Source organism: Dinoroseobacter sp. PD6 (assembly GCF_028807315.1).
Taxonomy (GTDB): Bacteria; Pseudomonadota; Alphaproteobacteria; order Rhodobacterales; family Rhodobacteraceae; genus Dinoroseobacter; species Dinoroseobacter shibae.
Map to the genome: position 1 here is coordinate 77,741 of NZ_JARAMN010000008.1, position 16,592 is coordinate 94,332.

Annotated in this window: 15 protein-coding genes; 10 read left to right on the forward strand and 5 right to left on the reverse strand. The window is 66.6% G+C overall.

Going from position 1 to position 16,592, the window contains the following annotated elements:
- Positions 1–13: 13 nt before the first annotated feature.
- Positions 14–430: a thioredoxin family protein gene (locus tag PVW48_RS13965; protein ID WP_274581785.1), complete on the forward strand. Its 417-nt coding sequence runs from the start codon at positions 14–16 to the stop codon at positions 428–430.
- Here PVW48_RS13965 and PVW48_RS13970 read toward each other — a convergent pair.
- Genes PVW48_RS13970 through PVW48_RS13980 form a run of 3 tightly spaced genes read right to left on the reverse strand, consistent with a single transcriptional unit; the run spans position 427 to position 3,712 of the window.
- Positions 427–2,199 carry a bifunctional molybdopterin-guanine dinucleotide biosynthesis adaptor protein MobB/molybdopterin molybdotransferase MoeA gene (locus tag PVW48_RS13970; protein ID WP_274581786.1) on the reverse strand — a complete coding sequence of 591 codons (1,773 nt, stop codon included), beginning with the start codon at positions 2,197–2,199 and terminating at the stop codon, positions 427–429. The genes PVW48_RS13965 and PVW48_RS13970 overlap by 4 nt on opposite strands.
- Complete coding sequence (mobA, locus tag PVW48_RS13975) at positions 2,196–2,831, reverse strand: molybdenum cofactor guanylyltransferase MobA (protein ID WP_274581787.1); 636 nt, start codon at positions 2,829–2,831, stop codon at positions 2,196–2,198. Before mobA ends, PVW48_RS13970 begins: the two co-directional genes overlap by 4 nt.
- Positions 2,828–3,712: a formate dehydrogenase accessory sulfurtransferase FdhD gene (locus PVW48_RS13980; protein WP_274581788.1), complete on the reverse strand. Its 885-nt coding sequence runs from the start codon at positions 3,710–3,712 to the stop codon at positions 2,828–2,830. The genes mobA and PVW48_RS13980 overlap by 4 nt, the downstream gene beginning before the upstream one ends.
- Before the next feature lie 311 nt (positions 3,713–4,023).
- Between PVW48_RS13980 and PVW48_RS13985 the strand changes: the two genes are divergently transcribed.
- From PVW48_RS13985 to aroC, 7 genes are all read left to right on the forward strand, one after another.
- The gene (locus PVW48_RS13985; RefSeq protein ID WP_274581789.1) at positions 4,024–7,395 is read left to right on the forward strand and encodes an ExeM/NucH family extracellular endonuclease; all 3,372 of its coding nucleotides are present in this window, start codon (positions 4,024–4,026) and stop codon (positions 7,393–7,395) included.
- Positions 7,396–7,534: 139 nt separating this feature from the next.
- A complete protein-coding gene (locus tag PVW48_RS13990) occupies positions 7,535–7,822 on the forward strand; it encodes a hypothetical protein (protein ID WP_012179940.1) in 288 nt (95 codons plus the stop codon).
- Positions 7,823–7,824: 2 nt separating this feature from the next.
- Positions 7,825–8,433 (forward strand): glutathione S-transferase, encoded by a 609-nt coding sequence (locus PVW48_RS13995; protein WP_274581872.1) that lies wholly within the window; start codon positions 7,825–7,827, stop codon positions 8,431–8,433.
- 268 nt (positions 8,434–8,701) lie between these two features.
- The gene (gene petA, locus PVW48_RS14000) at positions 8,702–9,277 is read left to right on the forward strand and encodes a ubiquinol-cytochrome c reductase iron-sulfur subunit (protein ID WP_274581790.1); all 576 of its coding nucleotides are present in this window, start codon (positions 8,702–8,704) and stop codon (positions 9,275–9,277) included.
- A gap of 14 nt (positions 9,278–9,291) precedes the next feature.
- A complete protein-coding gene (gene petB, locus PVW48_RS14005) occupies positions 9,292–10,641 on the forward strand; it encodes a cytochrome b (RefSeq protein WP_012179937.1) in 1,350 nt (449 codons plus the stop codon).
- 24 nt (positions 10,642–10,665) lie between these two features.
- The gene (locus PVW48_RS14010; RefSeq protein WP_012179936.1) at positions 10,666–11,460 is read left to right on the forward strand and encodes a cytochrome c1; all 795 of its coding nucleotides are present in this window, start codon (positions 10,666–10,668) and stop codon (positions 11,458–11,460) included.
- Positions 11,461–11,677: 217 nt separating this feature from the next.
- Positions 11,678–12,781, forward strand: a complete 1,104-nt coding sequence (aroC, locus tag PVW48_RS14015) for a chorismate synthase (protein ID WP_274581791.1) — start codon at positions 11,678–11,680, stop codon at positions 12,779–12,781.
- A 167-nt stretch (positions 12,782–12,948) separates the two neighbouring features.
- Here the strand turns inward: aroC and PVW48_RS14020 are convergent, their stop codons facing one another.
- Positions 12,949–13,935: a tetratricopeptide repeat protein gene (locus PVW48_RS14020; RefSeq protein WP_274581792.1), complete on the reverse strand. Its 987-nt coding sequence runs from the start codon at positions 13,933–13,935 to the stop codon at positions 12,949–12,951.
- A 78-nt stretch (positions 13,936–14,013) separates the two neighbouring features.
- A complete protein-coding gene (locus tag PVW48_RS14025) occupies positions 14,014–14,976 on the reverse strand; it encodes an LpxL/LpxP family acyltransferase (protein WP_274581793.1) in 963 nt (320 codons plus the stop codon).
- Between the two features lie 285 nt (positions 14,977–15,261).
- Between PVW48_RS14025 and PVW48_RS14030 the strand changes: the two genes are divergently transcribed.
- Positions 15,262–15,459: a DUF6494 family protein gene (locus tag PVW48_RS14030; RefSeq protein ID WP_012179932.1), complete on the forward strand. Its 198-nt coding sequence runs from the start codon at positions 15,262–15,264 to the stop codon at positions 15,457–15,459.
- On the forward strand, positions 15,456–16,529 hold the full coding sequence (locus PVW48_RS14035) for an Mrp/NBP35 family ATP-binding protein (protein WP_274581794.1): 1,074 nt from the start codon (positions 15,456–15,458) through the stop codon (positions 16,527–16,529). The genes PVW48_RS14030 and PVW48_RS14035 overlap by 4 nt, the downstream gene beginning before the upstream one ends.
- Positions 16,530–16,592 lie beyond the last annotated feature (63 nt).

The following is a 16,592-nucleotide window of genomic DNA, read 5'->3' on the forward strand; positions in this document are numbered from 1 at the left end:
ATGGGAGAGAGACATGAACCGTCGTGAGATTTTGGCCCTCGGGGCCGCATTCGTGACCGCGCCGATGGCGGCGCAGGCGATGGAGGGGGCGAAGGCCTATACCCCCGGCATGGTCGACGCGGCGCTGGCGCGGGGCGAGACCGTGTTTCTCGACTTCAAGGCAAGCTGGTGCAGCACCTGCGCGGCGCAGGGCCGGGTGCTTTCTGCGCTGAAGGCGGAGATGCCGGGCTATACCTCCAGCATCACCTTCATCGACGTGGATTGGGACGAATTCAAGGACGCCGAGATCACCCGGCGGCTGGAAATTCCGCGGCGCTCGACCCTGGTGGTGCTGAAGGGCGATGAGGAGTTGGGGCGCATCGTGGCCGGGACCGGCAAGGAGCAGATCAAGGCGCTGATGGATACGGCTCTGGCCGCCGCGACGTCCTAGGGGGTCAGCAGCCCGGCATAGGGCAGATAGCGCACCGGGGTGCCTGGGGCGATTTCCTGCGCCTCCGGGCCGAGGGCCACGAGCCCGTCGGCCCAGCTGAGCCCCGAAACCCGGCCCGACCCTTCGGAGGCAAAGACTTCCGCCGTCCCTTCGGGGCTGAGGCGCGCGCGCAGATACTCGCTGCGACCCGGCTTCTTGCGCTTGGAAAACGCGGCGGGCACGGTGAAGCCGAGCGGCTCCTGCCACGGCCCGCCGGCCAGCACCGACAGGGCGGGACGGGCGAAGATCAGGGCGCAGACGAGTGCGGCGACCGGGTTGCCCGGCAGCCCGAAGACCGGAACCCCCCGCCACAGCCCCAGCGCTAGCGGCCGGCCCGGTTTCAGGGCGATCCGCCAGGAGGTCATGGTGCCTTCGCTTTGCAGGATGGCGGACATGTGGTCCTCGTCCCCCGCCGAGGCGCCGCCGGAGGTCAGGATCACATCGCAGCGCTCCGCCGCGTCGTCGAGGATCGCGCGCAGCCCGTCGCGGTCATCGGGGGCCTGGCCGAGATCCACGGGCCGGTAGGCCCAGCCCGCCGCAATCCCCAGCAGCATGGGCCGGTTGGCATCGAAGATGCGCGCAGGGTCATCCGTCTCCCCCGGTGTGGCCAGCTCATCCCCGGTGGACAGGACGCCCACGCGCAGGGGGATGCGGACCGCGACCTCCGCCACGCCGACCGACGCCAGCAACGCCAGGTCCGGCGCGCGGACCCGGTGGCCCGCATCGAGGACCGTGTCGCCGCGCAGCTTGTCCTCCCCGGCCTTGCGGGTATTCGCACCCCGTTTCAGCCCGGCGCCAAAGCGCACGGTATCGGCGTCGAGGGTCACGTCCTCTTCGAGAACCACTGTATCCACGCCCGCAGGCAGGCTCGCACCGGTGAGGATGCGCAGGGCCTGCCCCTCGGGCACGGGATGCGGGTGGGGCACCCCGGCAGCGGCGCGGCCACCGGCCAGCGGCAGCGCGCCCCCCTCGGGGCCGAGGGCGGCATGGGCAAAGCCATAGCCATCCACGGCCGAGTTCGCGGCGGGCGGGTTGGCGCGCAGGGCGGTCACCGGGGCGGCGAGGATGCGGCCAAGCGCGTCCCGGGGCGCCAGTGTCTCGGTGCCGGTGACACAGGTCAGCCCGTCGCGCAGCAGGTCGAGCGCGTCGGCCACCGGGGTCCAGTCGACGCCGGGGGGCAGGGCGAAACAGTCATTGCGCAGCTGCGAGGGCGGCTGATCCTCGGCGGGCTGCGCGGTCAGCCCGGCCTCGCGCAGGATCAGGTCTGCGATGGCGGCGGTGTCGTCGAGGTCGATCACCGGCACCGGAAGTCCCTCCGGCGCACCGTTGGAGGCTACCGCGCGCACGGTCGTATCCTCGCGCGCCAGAAGACCTTTGCCGGTTTCGACCCGGTGCGCTTCGATTTTCGGGTGGCGGCTGCGCTTGTAACCTTCGACCAGCACCAGGTCGACCGGCGTCAGCTTGGGCAGCAGGTCTTCGAGCTCCGGCTCGGGGGTGTCGCGCAGCTCGTGCATCATCGCCCAGCGTTTGCGCGAGGCCAGCACCACCTCTACCGCGCCGGCCTGCCGGTGGCGGTAGCTGTCCTTGCCGGGCTGGTCCACATCCACCGCGTGATGGGCGTGTTTCAGGGTCGAGACCCGGAAGCCCCGACCGCTGATCTCGGCCACGAGACGTTCCATCAGCCCGGTCTTGCCGGAGTTCTTCCAGCCCACAACGCCGAAGAGTTTCATGCCGTGCCCTCGGTCAGGCGGGCGCGGGCAAGCTCCAGATCCTCGGGGGTGTTGACGTTGAAGAACGGGTCGGGGCCGGGCGCGTCGAAGAGCGCTGTGGCCGTGCCGTGCCGGTCGGTCCAGAGCACCACCTTGCGCAGCCCGTCGGTCAGCGCCGCGCGCAGGTCGTCGCGCAGGCCGACGGGCCAGAGCCCGAAGGTCGGGTGGCGGCCCAGGCCGCTCTTGCGGCCCCCGTCGGGGGAGGCGGCCATGGCGATGGGATGCCCGGTCTCGGTCCGCGCGGCGTCGAGCCGGGCGACGAGGTCGGTGGGAAAGAACGGGGTATCGGCGGCCACGCTGACCAGGGTGTCGGCGCCAAGCTCCGCCGCCCAGTCGAGCCCGGCGAGCACACCCGCCAGGGGTCCGGCGAAGCCTTCGATACTGTCGGCGATGACCGGCAGGCCGAGATCGGCGAAGCGCGCCGGGTCGCCATTGGCGTTGAGCGCGATCGGCCCCGCCTGGGGGCGCAGCCGGTCGATCACATGGGCGAGGATCGGTTTGCCGCCGAGGTCATGGAGGCTCTTGTCGCCGCCGCCCATGCGGGTGGCGAGCCCCCCCGCCAGGATCACACCGGGATAGCGCGCCGCACTCATGGCTGCGCACTCTTGCGGCGGGATTTCGGGTCTTCCTCGGCCACCTGGGCGAGATCGGCGTCCCAGATCAACCGGTCTTCGCCTGCAAGGCAGATGAAGCGTTTGCCGCGCATCCGGCCGATCACCGTCAGGCCCACGTCGCGGGCGATCTCCACCCCCCAGGCGGTGAAGCCGGATCGTGAGGCGAGCACGGGGATACCCATCAGCGCGGTCTTGATCACCATTTCCGAGGTCAGCCGACCGGTGGTATAGAGGATCTTGTCCGCGCCGGAGATGCCCTCGGCCCGCATCCAGCCCGCGACCTTGTCCACCGCATTGTGGCGGCCCACATCCTCCATATAGACCAGCGGGCGGTCGCCTTCGCACAGCACCGTGCCGTGGATCGCGCCCGCGCTCAGGTACAGGCTGGGGGTGCGGTTGATCTTGGCCGCCAGCGCATAGAGCCAAGAGGTCCGGACCTGCGTCTGCGGCAGCGCCAGCCCTTCGAGCCCTTCCATGATGTCGCCGAACACCGTGCCCACGGCGCAGCCGGAGGTGCGGGTCTTCTTGGCGAGCTTGTCCTCGTAATCGGTCTCGGTCTCGGTGCGCACAACCACCACGTCGAGATCGTCGTCATACTCCACCCCGGTGATCACATCCGCCTCGGCCAGCATGCCTTGATTGCGCAGAAAGCCCACGGCCAGGTATTCGGGGTAGTCCCCGATGGTCATGGCGGTGACGATCTCGCGGCTGTTGAGGAAGATGGTCAGGGGGCGTTCCTCGACCACGGCGATCTCGCTGGCTGCGCCGGTCTGATCCACGCCGGTCACGGCCCGGGTCAGGCGCGCGCGGCCCGGATCGGGGGCGATCAGATACTCGTCGGACGGGTTCTCGAGTCCCATGGCGCGCGCCTCCCCTTTCCCCACGAACTTGCCCTGTTTCGGCCCTGCTCCGGGCCCATCGGCCTGTCAGTCCCCGCGGGGCGTTCTGCCCGCAGTTGCGCCCGCCGCGTCGAAAGTGTCAAGCGGATGCCCGTCCGTTAAGCTTCGTGAAAATTTGGTTAACAAAAGCCTATGCAGTCGTCCCTTGTCATGCTGTTGTTATCGCATCGCGTCAGGACAGACCCGTGATCGGGCAGGTTGTTTCCGCCTGCCTCGCGGCTGTCGTGCTTTGGTGCGGCGCGGCGATACATGACAACAGGGGTACAAACATAATGGCACGCGATTTTTCCTTGGATGAGACGCTTCAGGCGGCGGCTGGCAGCATTTTGATCAACGAGGTTCTGGGCAGCACCACCGGCCCCGACGCGGAATATATCGAGCTGATCGGGGCACCAGGCGCGTCGCTTGCAGGGCTGTCGCTGATCGTGGTCGAAGGCGACGCGGGCAGCCCGGTCGGCAACATCGACCAGCGTCTGGACTTCGGGCCCGACGACGCGATTGCGGGCAACGGCTTCTTCCTGGTCGCCAGCGTGCAGGCGCAGCTGGTCTACGGGGCCGGCACGAACCTGGAGCTGCCGGAGAACTTTCTCGAGAACTCCTCCTACACCCTGGCGCTGGTGGAGACCGCGTCGCTGAGCGACGGGGCCGTGAGCGGGTCCGAGGTGGTTCTGGACGCGGTCGGCGTGACCGATGGTGGGCCGGAGGATACGTTTTTCTTCGGTGCGCCGGTCATCGGGCCGGACGGGTCCTTCCTGCCTGCGGGCGTGGGACGGATCGTGGATGGTGTCGATACGGATACCGCCGCGGACTGGCAGATCCTGAATTTCAACAACGAGACACCGAATGACCCTACCTTCGGCGAGGCCGCGCCCGTACCCTTGGTGATCAACGAGGTCCTGGGGAGCACCACCGGCCCGGACAGCGAGTATATCGAGCTCTTCGGTACGCCGGGCGCTTCGCTTGCGGGTCTGTCGATCATCGTGATCGAGGGCGATAACGGGTCTCCCCAAGGCAATATAGACGCGCAGTTCGATTTCGGCCCCGGCGATGTGATTGGCGACAACGGGTTCTTCCTGATCGCCAATGCCACGGCGGCAGGCACCTATGACGTGACGCCCAACCTCGCCCTGCCCGACAATTTCATCGAAAACTCCACCTATACCATCGCGCTGGTCGAGACGGGTTCGATCACCGACGGGGTCGTGACCGGGACCGAGGTCGTGCTGGATGCGGTCGGTGTCACAGATGGCGGCGACGGCGATCAGACCTTCTTCGGCGCGCCCGAGGTCGGTCCGGACAGCAGTTTCCTGCCCGCGGGCGTGGGCCGGATCGCGGACGGGGTGGATACGGATACAGCCGCCGACTGGCAGATCCTGAGTTTCAACAACGATGCGCCGAACGATCCCACACCGGGCACCGGCGATTCTGGCGGGGGCGGTGGCGACGTGTCGCTGGATGACGATCCCACGCTGCTCTCGGCGATCCAGGGCGATGGGGACGAGAGCCCGCTCGTGGGGACCGAGGTGGTGATCGAGGTCGTGGTGACCGGCGACTACCAGGATGGCGACGCGGATGGATTCCGCGAACTCGGCGGTTTCTTCGCCATGGAAGAGCCGGAGGATTTCGACGCCGACACCGCCACCTCCGAGGGGATCTTCGTCGATGACAGCGGGCTGGCCGCGCCGCTCGATGTGGCGGAGGGCGACATCGTCCGCGTGGTCGGCATCGTGCAGGAGGATTTCGGGCGCACCGTGCTGGTGGCCAGCCAGATGCGGGTCGAGGTTGCCGGGGCCTATGAGGACATCGCCGACCTGGCGGTGGAGACCGATCTGCCGGGCCTGGAGGACCGCGAAGCCTTCGAATCGATGCTGATCGAGATCACCGAGACCCTGACCATCACCGAGAGCTTCGATTACGAGCAGTTCGGCGAAATCACCGTCTCGTCCGAAGGCGTGCTCTATCAATACACTCAACTCAACGCGCCGGATGTGGACGGCAACGCGGCCAATGCGGCCTTCGTGGCCGACAACACGATCCAGATCGACGATGGCAGCGACGGGCGCCGCAGCGATCTCAGCCCGCTCTTCGAGCCGGACGGGGACCTGATCGGCGGGGTGGCGGACGGTCCGCGCCTGGGGCAGGACCTGGAGCCGATCATCGGTGTGGTGGATTTCAATTTCGGTGAATACAAGCTGCGCCTGCCCCAGGCCGCCAGCTTCGAGACCATTGCGGAAAGCAACCCGCGCCCGGAGGAGGCCCCCGACGTGGGCGGCAGCCTCAAGGTCGTCAGCTTCAACGTGCTGAACTACTTCACGACGCTTGAGGGGCTGACCGATAACGGCAACACCCCGCGCGGGGCGGAAAGCCCCGAGGAGCTGGAGCGGCAGGCCGAGAAGCTCGTGAGCGCGTTTCTGGAGATGGACGCGGATGTCTACGGCCTGATCGAGCTGGAGAACGATTTTGCCTCCGATCCGAACGATCCCACGGATGTGACCGCGATCCAGGACCTGGTGGACCGGCTGAACGCCGCCTCGGGGGCCGAGATCTACGATTTCGTGGATCCCGGTCAGGAATTCGTCGGCACCGATGCGATTGCGGTGGGCTTCATCTACAAGACCACCACGGTGGGTCTGGTGGGCGATGCCGCGATCCTCGACACCCAGGCCTTCCTCGATCCGCTGGATGACGGTGACGACAGCAATGGCGACGAGACCCCGAATGGCGACAGCTTCAACCGGGCCGCGGTCGCGCAGACCTTCGTCGAGATCGAGTCCGGTGGCGAGTTCACGGCGGTGGTCAACCATTTCAAGTCCAAGGGCTCTCTCACCGGCGCGGCCGAAGATGAGAACGCGGGCGATGGGGCGGGTAACAACAATGCCACTCGCGAGGCTGCGGCGGCCGAGCTGGCCGCCTGGCTGGAAACCAACCCGACCGGCTCGGACGATCCGGATGTGCTCATCCTCGGGGACCTGAACTCCTACGCGCGGGAGACGCCGATCACCACGCTGGAGGATGCGGGCTATACCAACCTCGTCAAGGCGCTCTCCGGGGAGGAGGCTTACGGCTATCGCTTCAGCGGAGAGGTCGGCTCGCTCGATTACGCCATGGCGACGGACAGCCTGACCGCGCAGGTCACGGGCGCGGTGGAATGGACCATCAACTCCGACGAGTTCGTGATCTACGATTATAACGAGGAATCCACCTTCGGCAGTCCGATCCTGCGGCCCACCGACCAGGGGCTGTTCGACGGGGCGAACCCGGCGCGCAATTCGGACCACGACCCGGTGATCGTCGGGCTGGATCTGGAAAGCGACCGGATCAACGAGATCCTCGGAAATGTGCGCAGCAACTTCCTGCGCGGCACGGACGAGGCGGACCGGATCGACGGGCAGGGCGGCGCCATCGACGTGATGACCGGCAATGGCGGCGCGGACGTGTTCGTCTTCTTCGACGAGGAGGGGCTGAACAACCGGCTGCGCATCACCGACTACACCGTGGGCGAGGACGTGATCGACCTTGCCGGGCTGGAGGTGCGCAGCGTGTTCGAGGGCGCGCGCGGCGTGACGATCCGGCTGGACACGGACGGTGTCGATTACATTCGCGTCCTCGGGGTCAGCGATATCGACGACATCGCCTTCCTTTGATCCGGCGGGCCTGACGGCGAAGGGGCGTCCGGGTGGGCGCCCCTTCGGCATTTCTGGCCCCGCCGGGCATCGCATGTGCTTTTCCACTTTGCAGAACCGGCCTGCGCGCCCTACCTTGTAAGGCAACAAGGAGGTCGTCATGCCCATTCCCGTCGTGCCCATCGCCAGTGCTGTTCTGAAATACGGCCCGCTCGCCGCAGCGGCCTTGGCCACGGTGGCCTATGCGAGGGCGAGACCGGCACCGGTGAACCAGGCGGCAGAGGACCTGATGGAGGATGTGGACGAAGGCGTGGCCTTCAGCCGCGCGCCGGAAGGGCAGCAGGTCAATGGCCAAGGCCGTTACCGCCGCACCGTGCGGATGCCGAATGGCATCGGGTTCGAGGTAGATGCCAGCGTGCTCGGGCGTGTCCGGTTGCGGCGCGTCTGATGATGGAACTTTTCGGGGCGCCCGCCTCGCCCTTCGTCCGGAAGGTGCGGGTTCTTCTGGCCGAGACCGGGTATGACGACATGGTGACCTTCACCCCAGTGGCCACGGCCGTGGTGGGCGAAGCCGATGCCGCGATCAAGGCGGCCAACCCCCTGGGCAAGATCCCGGCGCTGCAACGGCCCGATGGGCCTGCGCTGTACGACAGCCGCGTGATCTGCCGCTATCTGGATGCGAAATTCACCCTGGAGGCCTATCCCGCCTCGCGCCTGTGGGAGGTGCTGACCCTGGAGGCGACGGCGGACGGGATCATGGATGCGGGTGTCCTGATGGTCTACGAGCGCCGGTTTCGCCCGGCGGAAAAACAGGACGACGCCTGGATCGACGGGCAATGGGCCAAGATCGCCCGCGCACTCGACGCGATCGAGGACCGTTGGATGAGCCATCTCGCCGCCCCGATCGACATGAGCCAGATCGCCGTGGGCTGCGCGCTGGGCTATCTCGACTTCCGCCACGCGGATCGGTCCTGGCGCGAGGGACGGCCGGCGCTGGCGGCCTGGGCCGACGCGTTCCTGGCACGGGAGGCAATGATCGCGACGACCCCGTCGAACTGACAACCGATTCTCGACAAGGGGACTGATCATGGGTCGAAACCCGTGGGATGGCGGATTTGCGGGGAACAGGCGCACCGCGGCATAGCGTCCGTTAGCGATCCCATTTCAAAAATGCGGCGCAAACAAGCCCCCTGCGACAAAACTGCGCTCCTATGTCCCCTCGACGGTCCCAAAAGCACTTCTATAACCCCAATGGAGTTGGGCCGCCGCCTGTGTGGCCCTGCGTCATCGCTGGCGCCGCATTGCGCCCCGAGTAAGGAGAACCCACGTGTCCCACGCAGAGGATCAGACCGGCACACGCCGGGACTTTCTGTACTATGCTACGGCCGGCGCAGGTGCCGTCACCGCAGGCGCGGCCATCTGGCCGCTCGTCAACCAGATGAACCCGTCCGCCGACGTGCAGGCGCTGTCCTCGATCCAGGTCGATATCGGCGGCGTGGCCGAGGGGACCCAGATTTCCGTGATGTTCCTCGGAAAGCCCGTCTTCATCCGTCGCCGCACGGCGGTCGAGGTAGAAGAGGCGCGTGCTGTGGCCGTGGACGACCTGCCCGATCCCGTTGCTCGGAACGAAAACAATGAAGGCGCGGACGCGGCGGACGAGAACCGGTCCTTTGGCGAGAACGGCGAGTGGCTCATCATGCAGGGTGTGTGTACGCACCTCGGTTGCGTGCCGCTGAACGACGCCGGCGATTACGTAGCCGCTGGCGGCGTTGGCGGATGGTTCTGCCCCTGCCACGGCTCGCATTACGATACGTCCGGCCGCATTCGCCGTGGGCCTGCGCCCGAGAACCTGCCGATACCGCTCGTGCAGTTCATCGACGATACAACCATTCAACTCGGTTAAGGGAGAGGAACGACATGTCTGGCATCCCGCACGACCATTACGAACCGAAGACCGGTGGCGAGAAGTGGATTCACTCTCGCCTGCCGATCGTCGGGCTCATCTACGACACGATCATGATCCCCACACCCAAGAACCTGAACTGGATGTGGATCTGGGGCATCGTGCTCATGTTCTGCCTGATCCTGCAGATCGTCACCGGTATCGTGCTGGTGATGCATTACGTTCCCCATGTGGACATGGCCTTCGCGTCCGTCGAGCACATCATGCGCAACGTGAACGGCGGCCACATGCTGCGTTACCTGCACATGAACGGCGCATCGCTGTTCTTCGTCGCGGTCTACCTGCACATCTTCCGGAACCTCTATTACGGCTCCTACAAGGCGCCGCGGGAGATCACCTGGATCATCGGCATGCTGATCTACCTGCTGATGATGGCCACGGCCTTCATGGGCTATGTGCTGCCCTGGGGTCAGATGTCCTTCTGGGGTGCCACGGTGATCACCGGCCTGTTCGGCGCGATCCCCTTCGTGGGTGACGCGCTGCAGACCTGGCTGCTGGGCGGACCGGCGGTGGACAATGCCACGCTGACCCGCTTCTTCTCGCTGCACTACCTGCTGCCGTTCGTGATCCTGGGCCTGTCGATCGTGCACGTCTGGGCCTTCCACACCACGGGCAACAACAACCCGACCGGTGTCGAAGTGCGCCGCACCTCGAAGGAAGAAGCTGAGCGTGACACCCTGCCGTTCTGGCCCTACTTCGTGATCAAGGACCTGTTCGCGCTGGCCGTGATCATGGTGGTGTTCTTCGCCGTGGTCGGCTTCATGCCGAACTACCTCGGCCACCCGGACAACTACATCGAGGCAAACCCGCTGGTGACGCCGTCGCACATCGTGCCTGAATGGTACTTCCTGCCGTTCTACGCGATCCTGCGCGCCTTCACGCCGGATGTCTGGGTAGTGATGTTCGCAAGCTGGATCACCGGCGGGATCATCGACGCGGCCTTCTTCGGCGTGCTGGCCATGTTCGGCGCGATTGCCGTGATGGCGTTGGCACCGTGGCTCGACACCTCCTCGGTGCGTTCGGGCCGCTATCGTCCGATGTTCAAGTGGTGGTTCTGGCTGTTCATCGTGAACTTCGTGGTGCTTACCTGGGTTGGTGCGATGCCGGCCGAGGGGATCTATCCGATCATCGCGCTGATCGGGTCGGCCTACTGGTTCGCCTACTTCCTGGTGATCCTGCCGCTCTTGGGCGTGATCGAGAAGCCCACGGCGCCGCCCGCAACCATCGAAGACGACTTCAAAGCCCATTATGGCAAGGCGGACTCCGCCGACGGTTCGGCCGCTGCGCCGACACCGGCCGAATAATCGGGCGAGAGAGAGGATCAACCCATGATCAAACAACTCGCAATCGCCGCCACGGCCCTTTCCCTGTCCGGGGGAGGTGCCTTGGCCGCGGGGTCGGTCGGCGAGATCACCGATTATGCCTTCCCGTTCGAAGGCCCCTTCGGCAGCTATGATACGCAACAGCTCCAGCGCGGCCTGCAGGTCTATACCGAGGTCTGCGCCGCGTGCCATGGCCTGCGCTACGTGGCCTTCCGCAACTTGTCCGACGAGGGCGGTCCGATGCTGCCCGAGGACCAGATGCGGGCTTATGCGGAGTTCTACGAGGTCTATGACGCGGAACTCGACGATTTCCGCCCGGCAAAGCCAACGGACCACTTCCCGGAATCTGCGCTGGAGAACGCCCCTGACCTCAGCATGATGGCGAAGGCGCGGGCAGGCTTTCACGGGCCCTACGGCACCGGTCTGAGCCAGCTTTTCAACGGCATGGGCGGGGCGGAGTATATCGCGTCCCTGCTGACCAAGTATAACGGGTCGGAGAAGGAAGAAGCGGGCACCGTCCTCTATGGCAACGACGCGTGGGGCGGCTATTTCGCCATGGCGCAGCCGCTCTGGGGCGATGATGTGGAATACGCGGACGGCACCGAGGCCACCATCGAACAACAAGCGGTGGATGTGGCGGCCTTCCTGATGTGGACAGCCGAGCCCAAGCTGAACGCACGCAAGGAGGCGGGCTTCACCGCCGTGGCCTTCCTGATCGTGTTGTCGGTGCTTTTGTACCTGACCAACAAGCGCCTCTGGGCGCCGATCAAGCGCAAGGAAAAGAGCCAACCCGCGGAATAACGCCGGGTTCGTGAAACGGATGGAGCGCGCCCCGGATCGGGGCGCGTTTTTCTTTGCCGCTTGGCAAGCGGAGCGCCTGCGGCGCAAGTCTTTCGTCTCGCCTCTGTCCCCTGGGACAGAGGCTCGGGCCGCGCCGCGGCACCGCCCGGGGCGGAAGGCGGGTTGAGTGCCGCGCACGGGCCGGGTAGAGCAAAGCGCGCAGCGGTCAGGAGCGATCATGTCCTTCAACACTTTCGGTCATTTGTTTCGGGTCACCACCTGGGGGGAAAGCCACGGGCCGGCCCTTGGCGCCACGGTGGATGGCTGCCCGCCGGGTGTGCCGATCACCGAAGAGGCGTTGCAGGTCTGGCTGGACAAGCGCAAACCGGGGCAGAACAAGTTCACCACCCAGCGCCGGGAGCCCGACGCGGTGGAGATCCTGTCGGGCGTGTTCGAGGGGCAGAGCACGGGCAGCCCGATCCAGCTGATGATCCGCAACGCGGACCAGCGGTCCAAGGATTACGGCGATATCGCCGAGAAGTTTCGCCCGGGCCATGCGGACATCACCTACTGGCAGAAATACGGCATTCGCGATTACCGGGGCGGCGGGCGCTCCAGCGCGCGGGAGACCGCCGCGCGGGTGGCCGCGGGCGGGATCGCGCGAGCGGCCCTTGGCGCGCTCGTGCCGGATCTGCGGATCACCGGCTACATGACCCAGATGGGCCCGCACGGCATCGACCGCGCCCGGTTCGACTGGGAGCAGATCGACCAGAACCCGTTCTGGACCCCGGACGCCGCAGCGGCGGAAGATTGGGCGGCCTATCTCGACGGGCTGCGCAAGGCGGGCAGTTCCGTGGGCGCGGTGATCGAGGTGACGGCGCGCGGTGTGCCCGTGGGTCTCGGCGCGCCGATCTATGCCAAGCTCGACACGGATCTCGCCGCGGCGATGATGTCCATCAATGCGGTCAAGGCCGTGGAGATCGGCGAGGGGATGGCGGCGGCGTCCCTGACCGGGGAGGCCAACGCCGACGAGATCTTCATGGGCGCGGATGGTCCGGAATACAGCTCCAACCACGCAGGGGGCATCCTGGGCGGCATCTCCACCGGGCAGGACGTGGTGGTGAGGTTCGCCGTCAAGCCGACCTCGTCGATCCTGACCACACGACAGACGATCACCAAGTCCGGCGCGCCCGCAGAGATCATCACCAAGGGCCGCCACGACCCCTGCGTCGGCATCCGCGCCGTGCCCGTGGCCGAGGCGATGATGGCCTGCGTTCTGCTCGATCACCTGCTGCTGCATCGCGGACAAGTGGGCGACGGGCCGCGCGGCGCGATCGGCTAGGCATCGGCCCGGTCGCCCCCTGACGTGGGTCTTCGGCTCTCGGGCGAGAGCCTGAGACTGCCGATGCGGCCTCGGTCAGCCCGAAGCCCACGGGGAATTTGGTGTTCGATGATGCGCGGTGTGTGGCTCGGAAATGCGGTGATCCGGTCTTTGGGTTCAGGTCCGGTTCAGTCGCGAATGGCGTTCTGCAGGGCCACGACTTCCTTGTAGGCCAGGGCCGCCTTCTGGTACTCGCCGGCCTCTTCGTAGATCGCGCCGAGCGCTTCCGAGAACGCCGTGAGCCACAGCGGATAGCCCATCTCCTTGGCGATGGCCTGCCCTTCGGTCAGATGGTCGAGCGCACCTTGCGGGTTCCCGAGCAGATGGTGCGCATGGCCGCTCTCCTTCAGGATCTGGCAACACGCGCGGCGGTCCCCCTCGGTCCGTGCCAGGGCCAGGCCTTCTTCGAGATGGGGCAGGGCCTTGTCGGCCGCACCCTGCTGGATCAGCGCAGCGCCGAGCACCTCCAGAGCATAGGGCAGGATCACCCGGCTGTTAAAGCGACGGCCGAGTTCCAGCGCGGTTTCCGCGTGCTGCGCGGCCTTGGCCGCCGCGCTATCATGGATATGCGCGCGGGCGATGTTGTGCTCCACCCGGGCCTTTTCCGCGCCACTGGCATGGTCCCAGGCAACCTCCAGCGCCTGGCGGGCCTCTTCCATGCGCCCCCGGTAGCGCAGGATCGTGGAGCGGGTGATGTGGATGTCCACATGCCCCTCGGCCGGCACCGACTCGTCCAGCAGGTTCAAGCCGCGCTGCACCATCCGCCCGGCAAAATCCCGCCGTCCCGCGCTGTAATGGATCACACCGAGGAGCGAGTAGACATCCACCAGAATCGCGCGCGCCGCTGTGGGGTCGACGCGCTGCTTGGCCTGCAGGCAGAAGGACGCCGTGGCTTCGAAATCGCCGCGCCACTTGGCCTGCCATGCCAGGGTACGCAAGGCGCTGGCGCGTGCGAGCGCATGCTCGTCGCTCTGGGCTTCGGTGATCTCGAGCACCTGCTCCGCCAGCGTCTGGCTGCGCGCCCGGTCCATCCAACGACATTCCCAGGCCAGCCGCGTCAGAAGCTGGGGGTCGGGCGTCAGGGCCGTATTTGGCGCGCGTCGATCGGTTTGCATCCGGACGTATCGTCTTTGCGGCTGGGACGTATCACTGATTTGAGATAGTCGAAAATCGATTGATCGAAAAGATGAAGTTTACCTAGTGGAAATCTGGGTCAATTGCGGTGGGTCCGCTCCGGCCCTGTCCAGCACCTGACGCCAGTGCTTGTCATAAAGAAACACCCATTCCGCCGGATGGGCCCGGATCAGGGTTGCCAGATCGTCCGCGATCGCTTGCGTTGCGGTCTGCAGGTCCTCGGGGCGGCGTGGCGGAGACAGGTGCAGGACGATGCGGGTCGGTGTCTGCGCCACCATCGCAGGCAGGATCGGGCTGCCGAGCCGCGCGGCAAACCGGACCGGCCATCCGATCCAGCCCACTGGATGACCGAAGGCATCGACCCGCACCATGTCGCGCATCTTGTCATAGGGCTCCTCTGCGGGGGGCGCGGCCTGGATACGATCCACGACACCGACCACCAACTTGCCCTGCCGAAGCGCCTTCAGCACCACCCGGGCGACCGCGGCGTCGCTGGTGCGGCGCACGTCGACGCAGTCGCACCCGAGATGGTCATAGTAGCTGCGCTGCGCCTCCGCGCGGGCGCCTTCCCGGCTCTCGCGGACGAGCATCAGGACCGGATACCGGGCCGCCAGCCCGCGCACCATGGCAATCGAGGCATGGCAATGGGGCATGGCGATCACCGCACCCTTGCCTTCGCTCAGGGCACGGTCGATCAAATCGGCCCGCGGGATGTCCAGCATCGCCCCGAGCGCCGGCGCCTGGCCGCTGCGCAGCATCTCCATCCGTTGCAGTCCGAAGGCAAACTGCCGGGCGAACTGCCGATACATGGCAAAGGCATCCTGACGGCCCAGCAGGGCTGCGAAATCCCGCGAGGTTTTCGCCAGCGGCGTGCCCGGCAGCAGATAGGCCACGAGAAACAGCCCCTGCAGCGGGCCGTAGGCCAGGGTCTGCACCCATCCGGGCATCCCTGCGAGCGCGCGCAGGCTTGCGTCGAACCCGCCCCAGATGCGGTCCTTGAAACGGGTGAAACTGAGGGCCAAGCGCGGCTCCGGAATACTGATACAACGGGCTCCGGTTTGGCGCGCGGCGGCCGATCTGTAAACCGGGCAAGATCACCCATGCGCCAAAAGAAAACGCGCTCGCATGGGGCCGGGGCTCTTCGCAGGCCGCGAAACGGGCCCCTCAGGCGCTTTTACGGTCCCAAGCCTTGCTCCGCATCACGCGGCCTGAAACGCCCGATCGGAAAGTCATCGTCGCGCGGCTTGACGCCCGTTACGCGCCGGGTCAACACGGTGTGAAGACAAGCGAGATTAAAGGAGATCGCCATGAGTGACGAATTCAACATGAGCATGCGGAAATTCCTCAAGCAGGTGGGTGTCACCTCCCAGCAGGCCATCGAAGAGGCCATGCGCAATGCCGACGGCACCGCGGGCAAGACCTTCGAGGCGAAGGTGGTTCTGACCATCGACGGGGTGAACCTTGAACACGTGGTGACCGGCACGATCCAGGCACCCGACGCATGAGCGTCACCCGCGACGCCGTTCTTGAAACCCTCAAACAGGTGAAGGACCCGCTCGGTGGCGGAGACCTCGTCTCGGCTGGTATGATCCGCGCTCTGACGGTGGATGACGGCGTCGTCCGCTTCGTGATGGAGGTGGACCCCAAGCGTGCCGCCGAGGTCGAACCGGCCCGGGCCGAGGCCGAAGCCAGGCTCAAGGCGCTGGCGGGGGTCGCCAGCGTGTCGGCGGTGATGACCGCCCATGCCGCCCCCGCCGCGCCACCGGAGTTGAAACCGCAGAGCGCCAAGGCCGCCGGGCCGGCGGGGCCGCAGAAGATCCCGGGCATCGACCGCATCCTCGCGATTGCCAGCGGCAAGGGCGGGGTGGGCAAGTCCACGGTCGCCTCGAACCTTGCCACCGCACTGGCGGCCGAGGGGCGGCGCGTCGGGCTGCTCGATGCGGATGTCTACGGGCCGAGCCAGCCGCGTATGCTGGGCGTGTCCGGTCGCCCGGCCAGCCCCGATGGCAAGACCATCCTGCCCCTGCGCAACCATGGCGTCACGCTGATGTCCCTCGGACTGATGACGGGCGAGAACGAGGCGGTGGTCTGGCGTGGCCCGATGCTCATGGGCGCGCTGCAGCAGATGCTCACCCAGGTGCAATGGGGCGCGCTCGACGTGCTGCTGGTGGACCTGCCCCCGGGCACGGGCGACGTGCAGATGACCCTCGCCCAGAAGGCCGAAGTGACCGGTGCGATCATCGTCTCGACGCCGCAGGACATCGCCCTGCTCGATGCCCGCAAGGGGATCGACATGTTCAACAAGTTGGGTACGCCGATCCTGGGGATGATCGAGAACATGAGCACCCATATCTGTTCCCAATGCGGCCACGAGGAACATGTCTTCGGCCATGGCGGCGTGCGGGACGAGGCCGCCAAGCTCGGCGTGCCGGTGATGGCGGAAATCCCGCTCGACATGTCGATCCGCATGGCCGCCGATGGCGGAACACCCATCGTGGTGTCCCATCCACAAAGCCCGCAGGCGGAGTCCTTTCGACTGATCGCGCGTCAACTCATCGCGGACGGGAACGCATGACCGAAACCACCGCGCTGTCCCGGGGCGAGACCCGGGGCGCCCGCGGCGCCTGACATCGGCGCG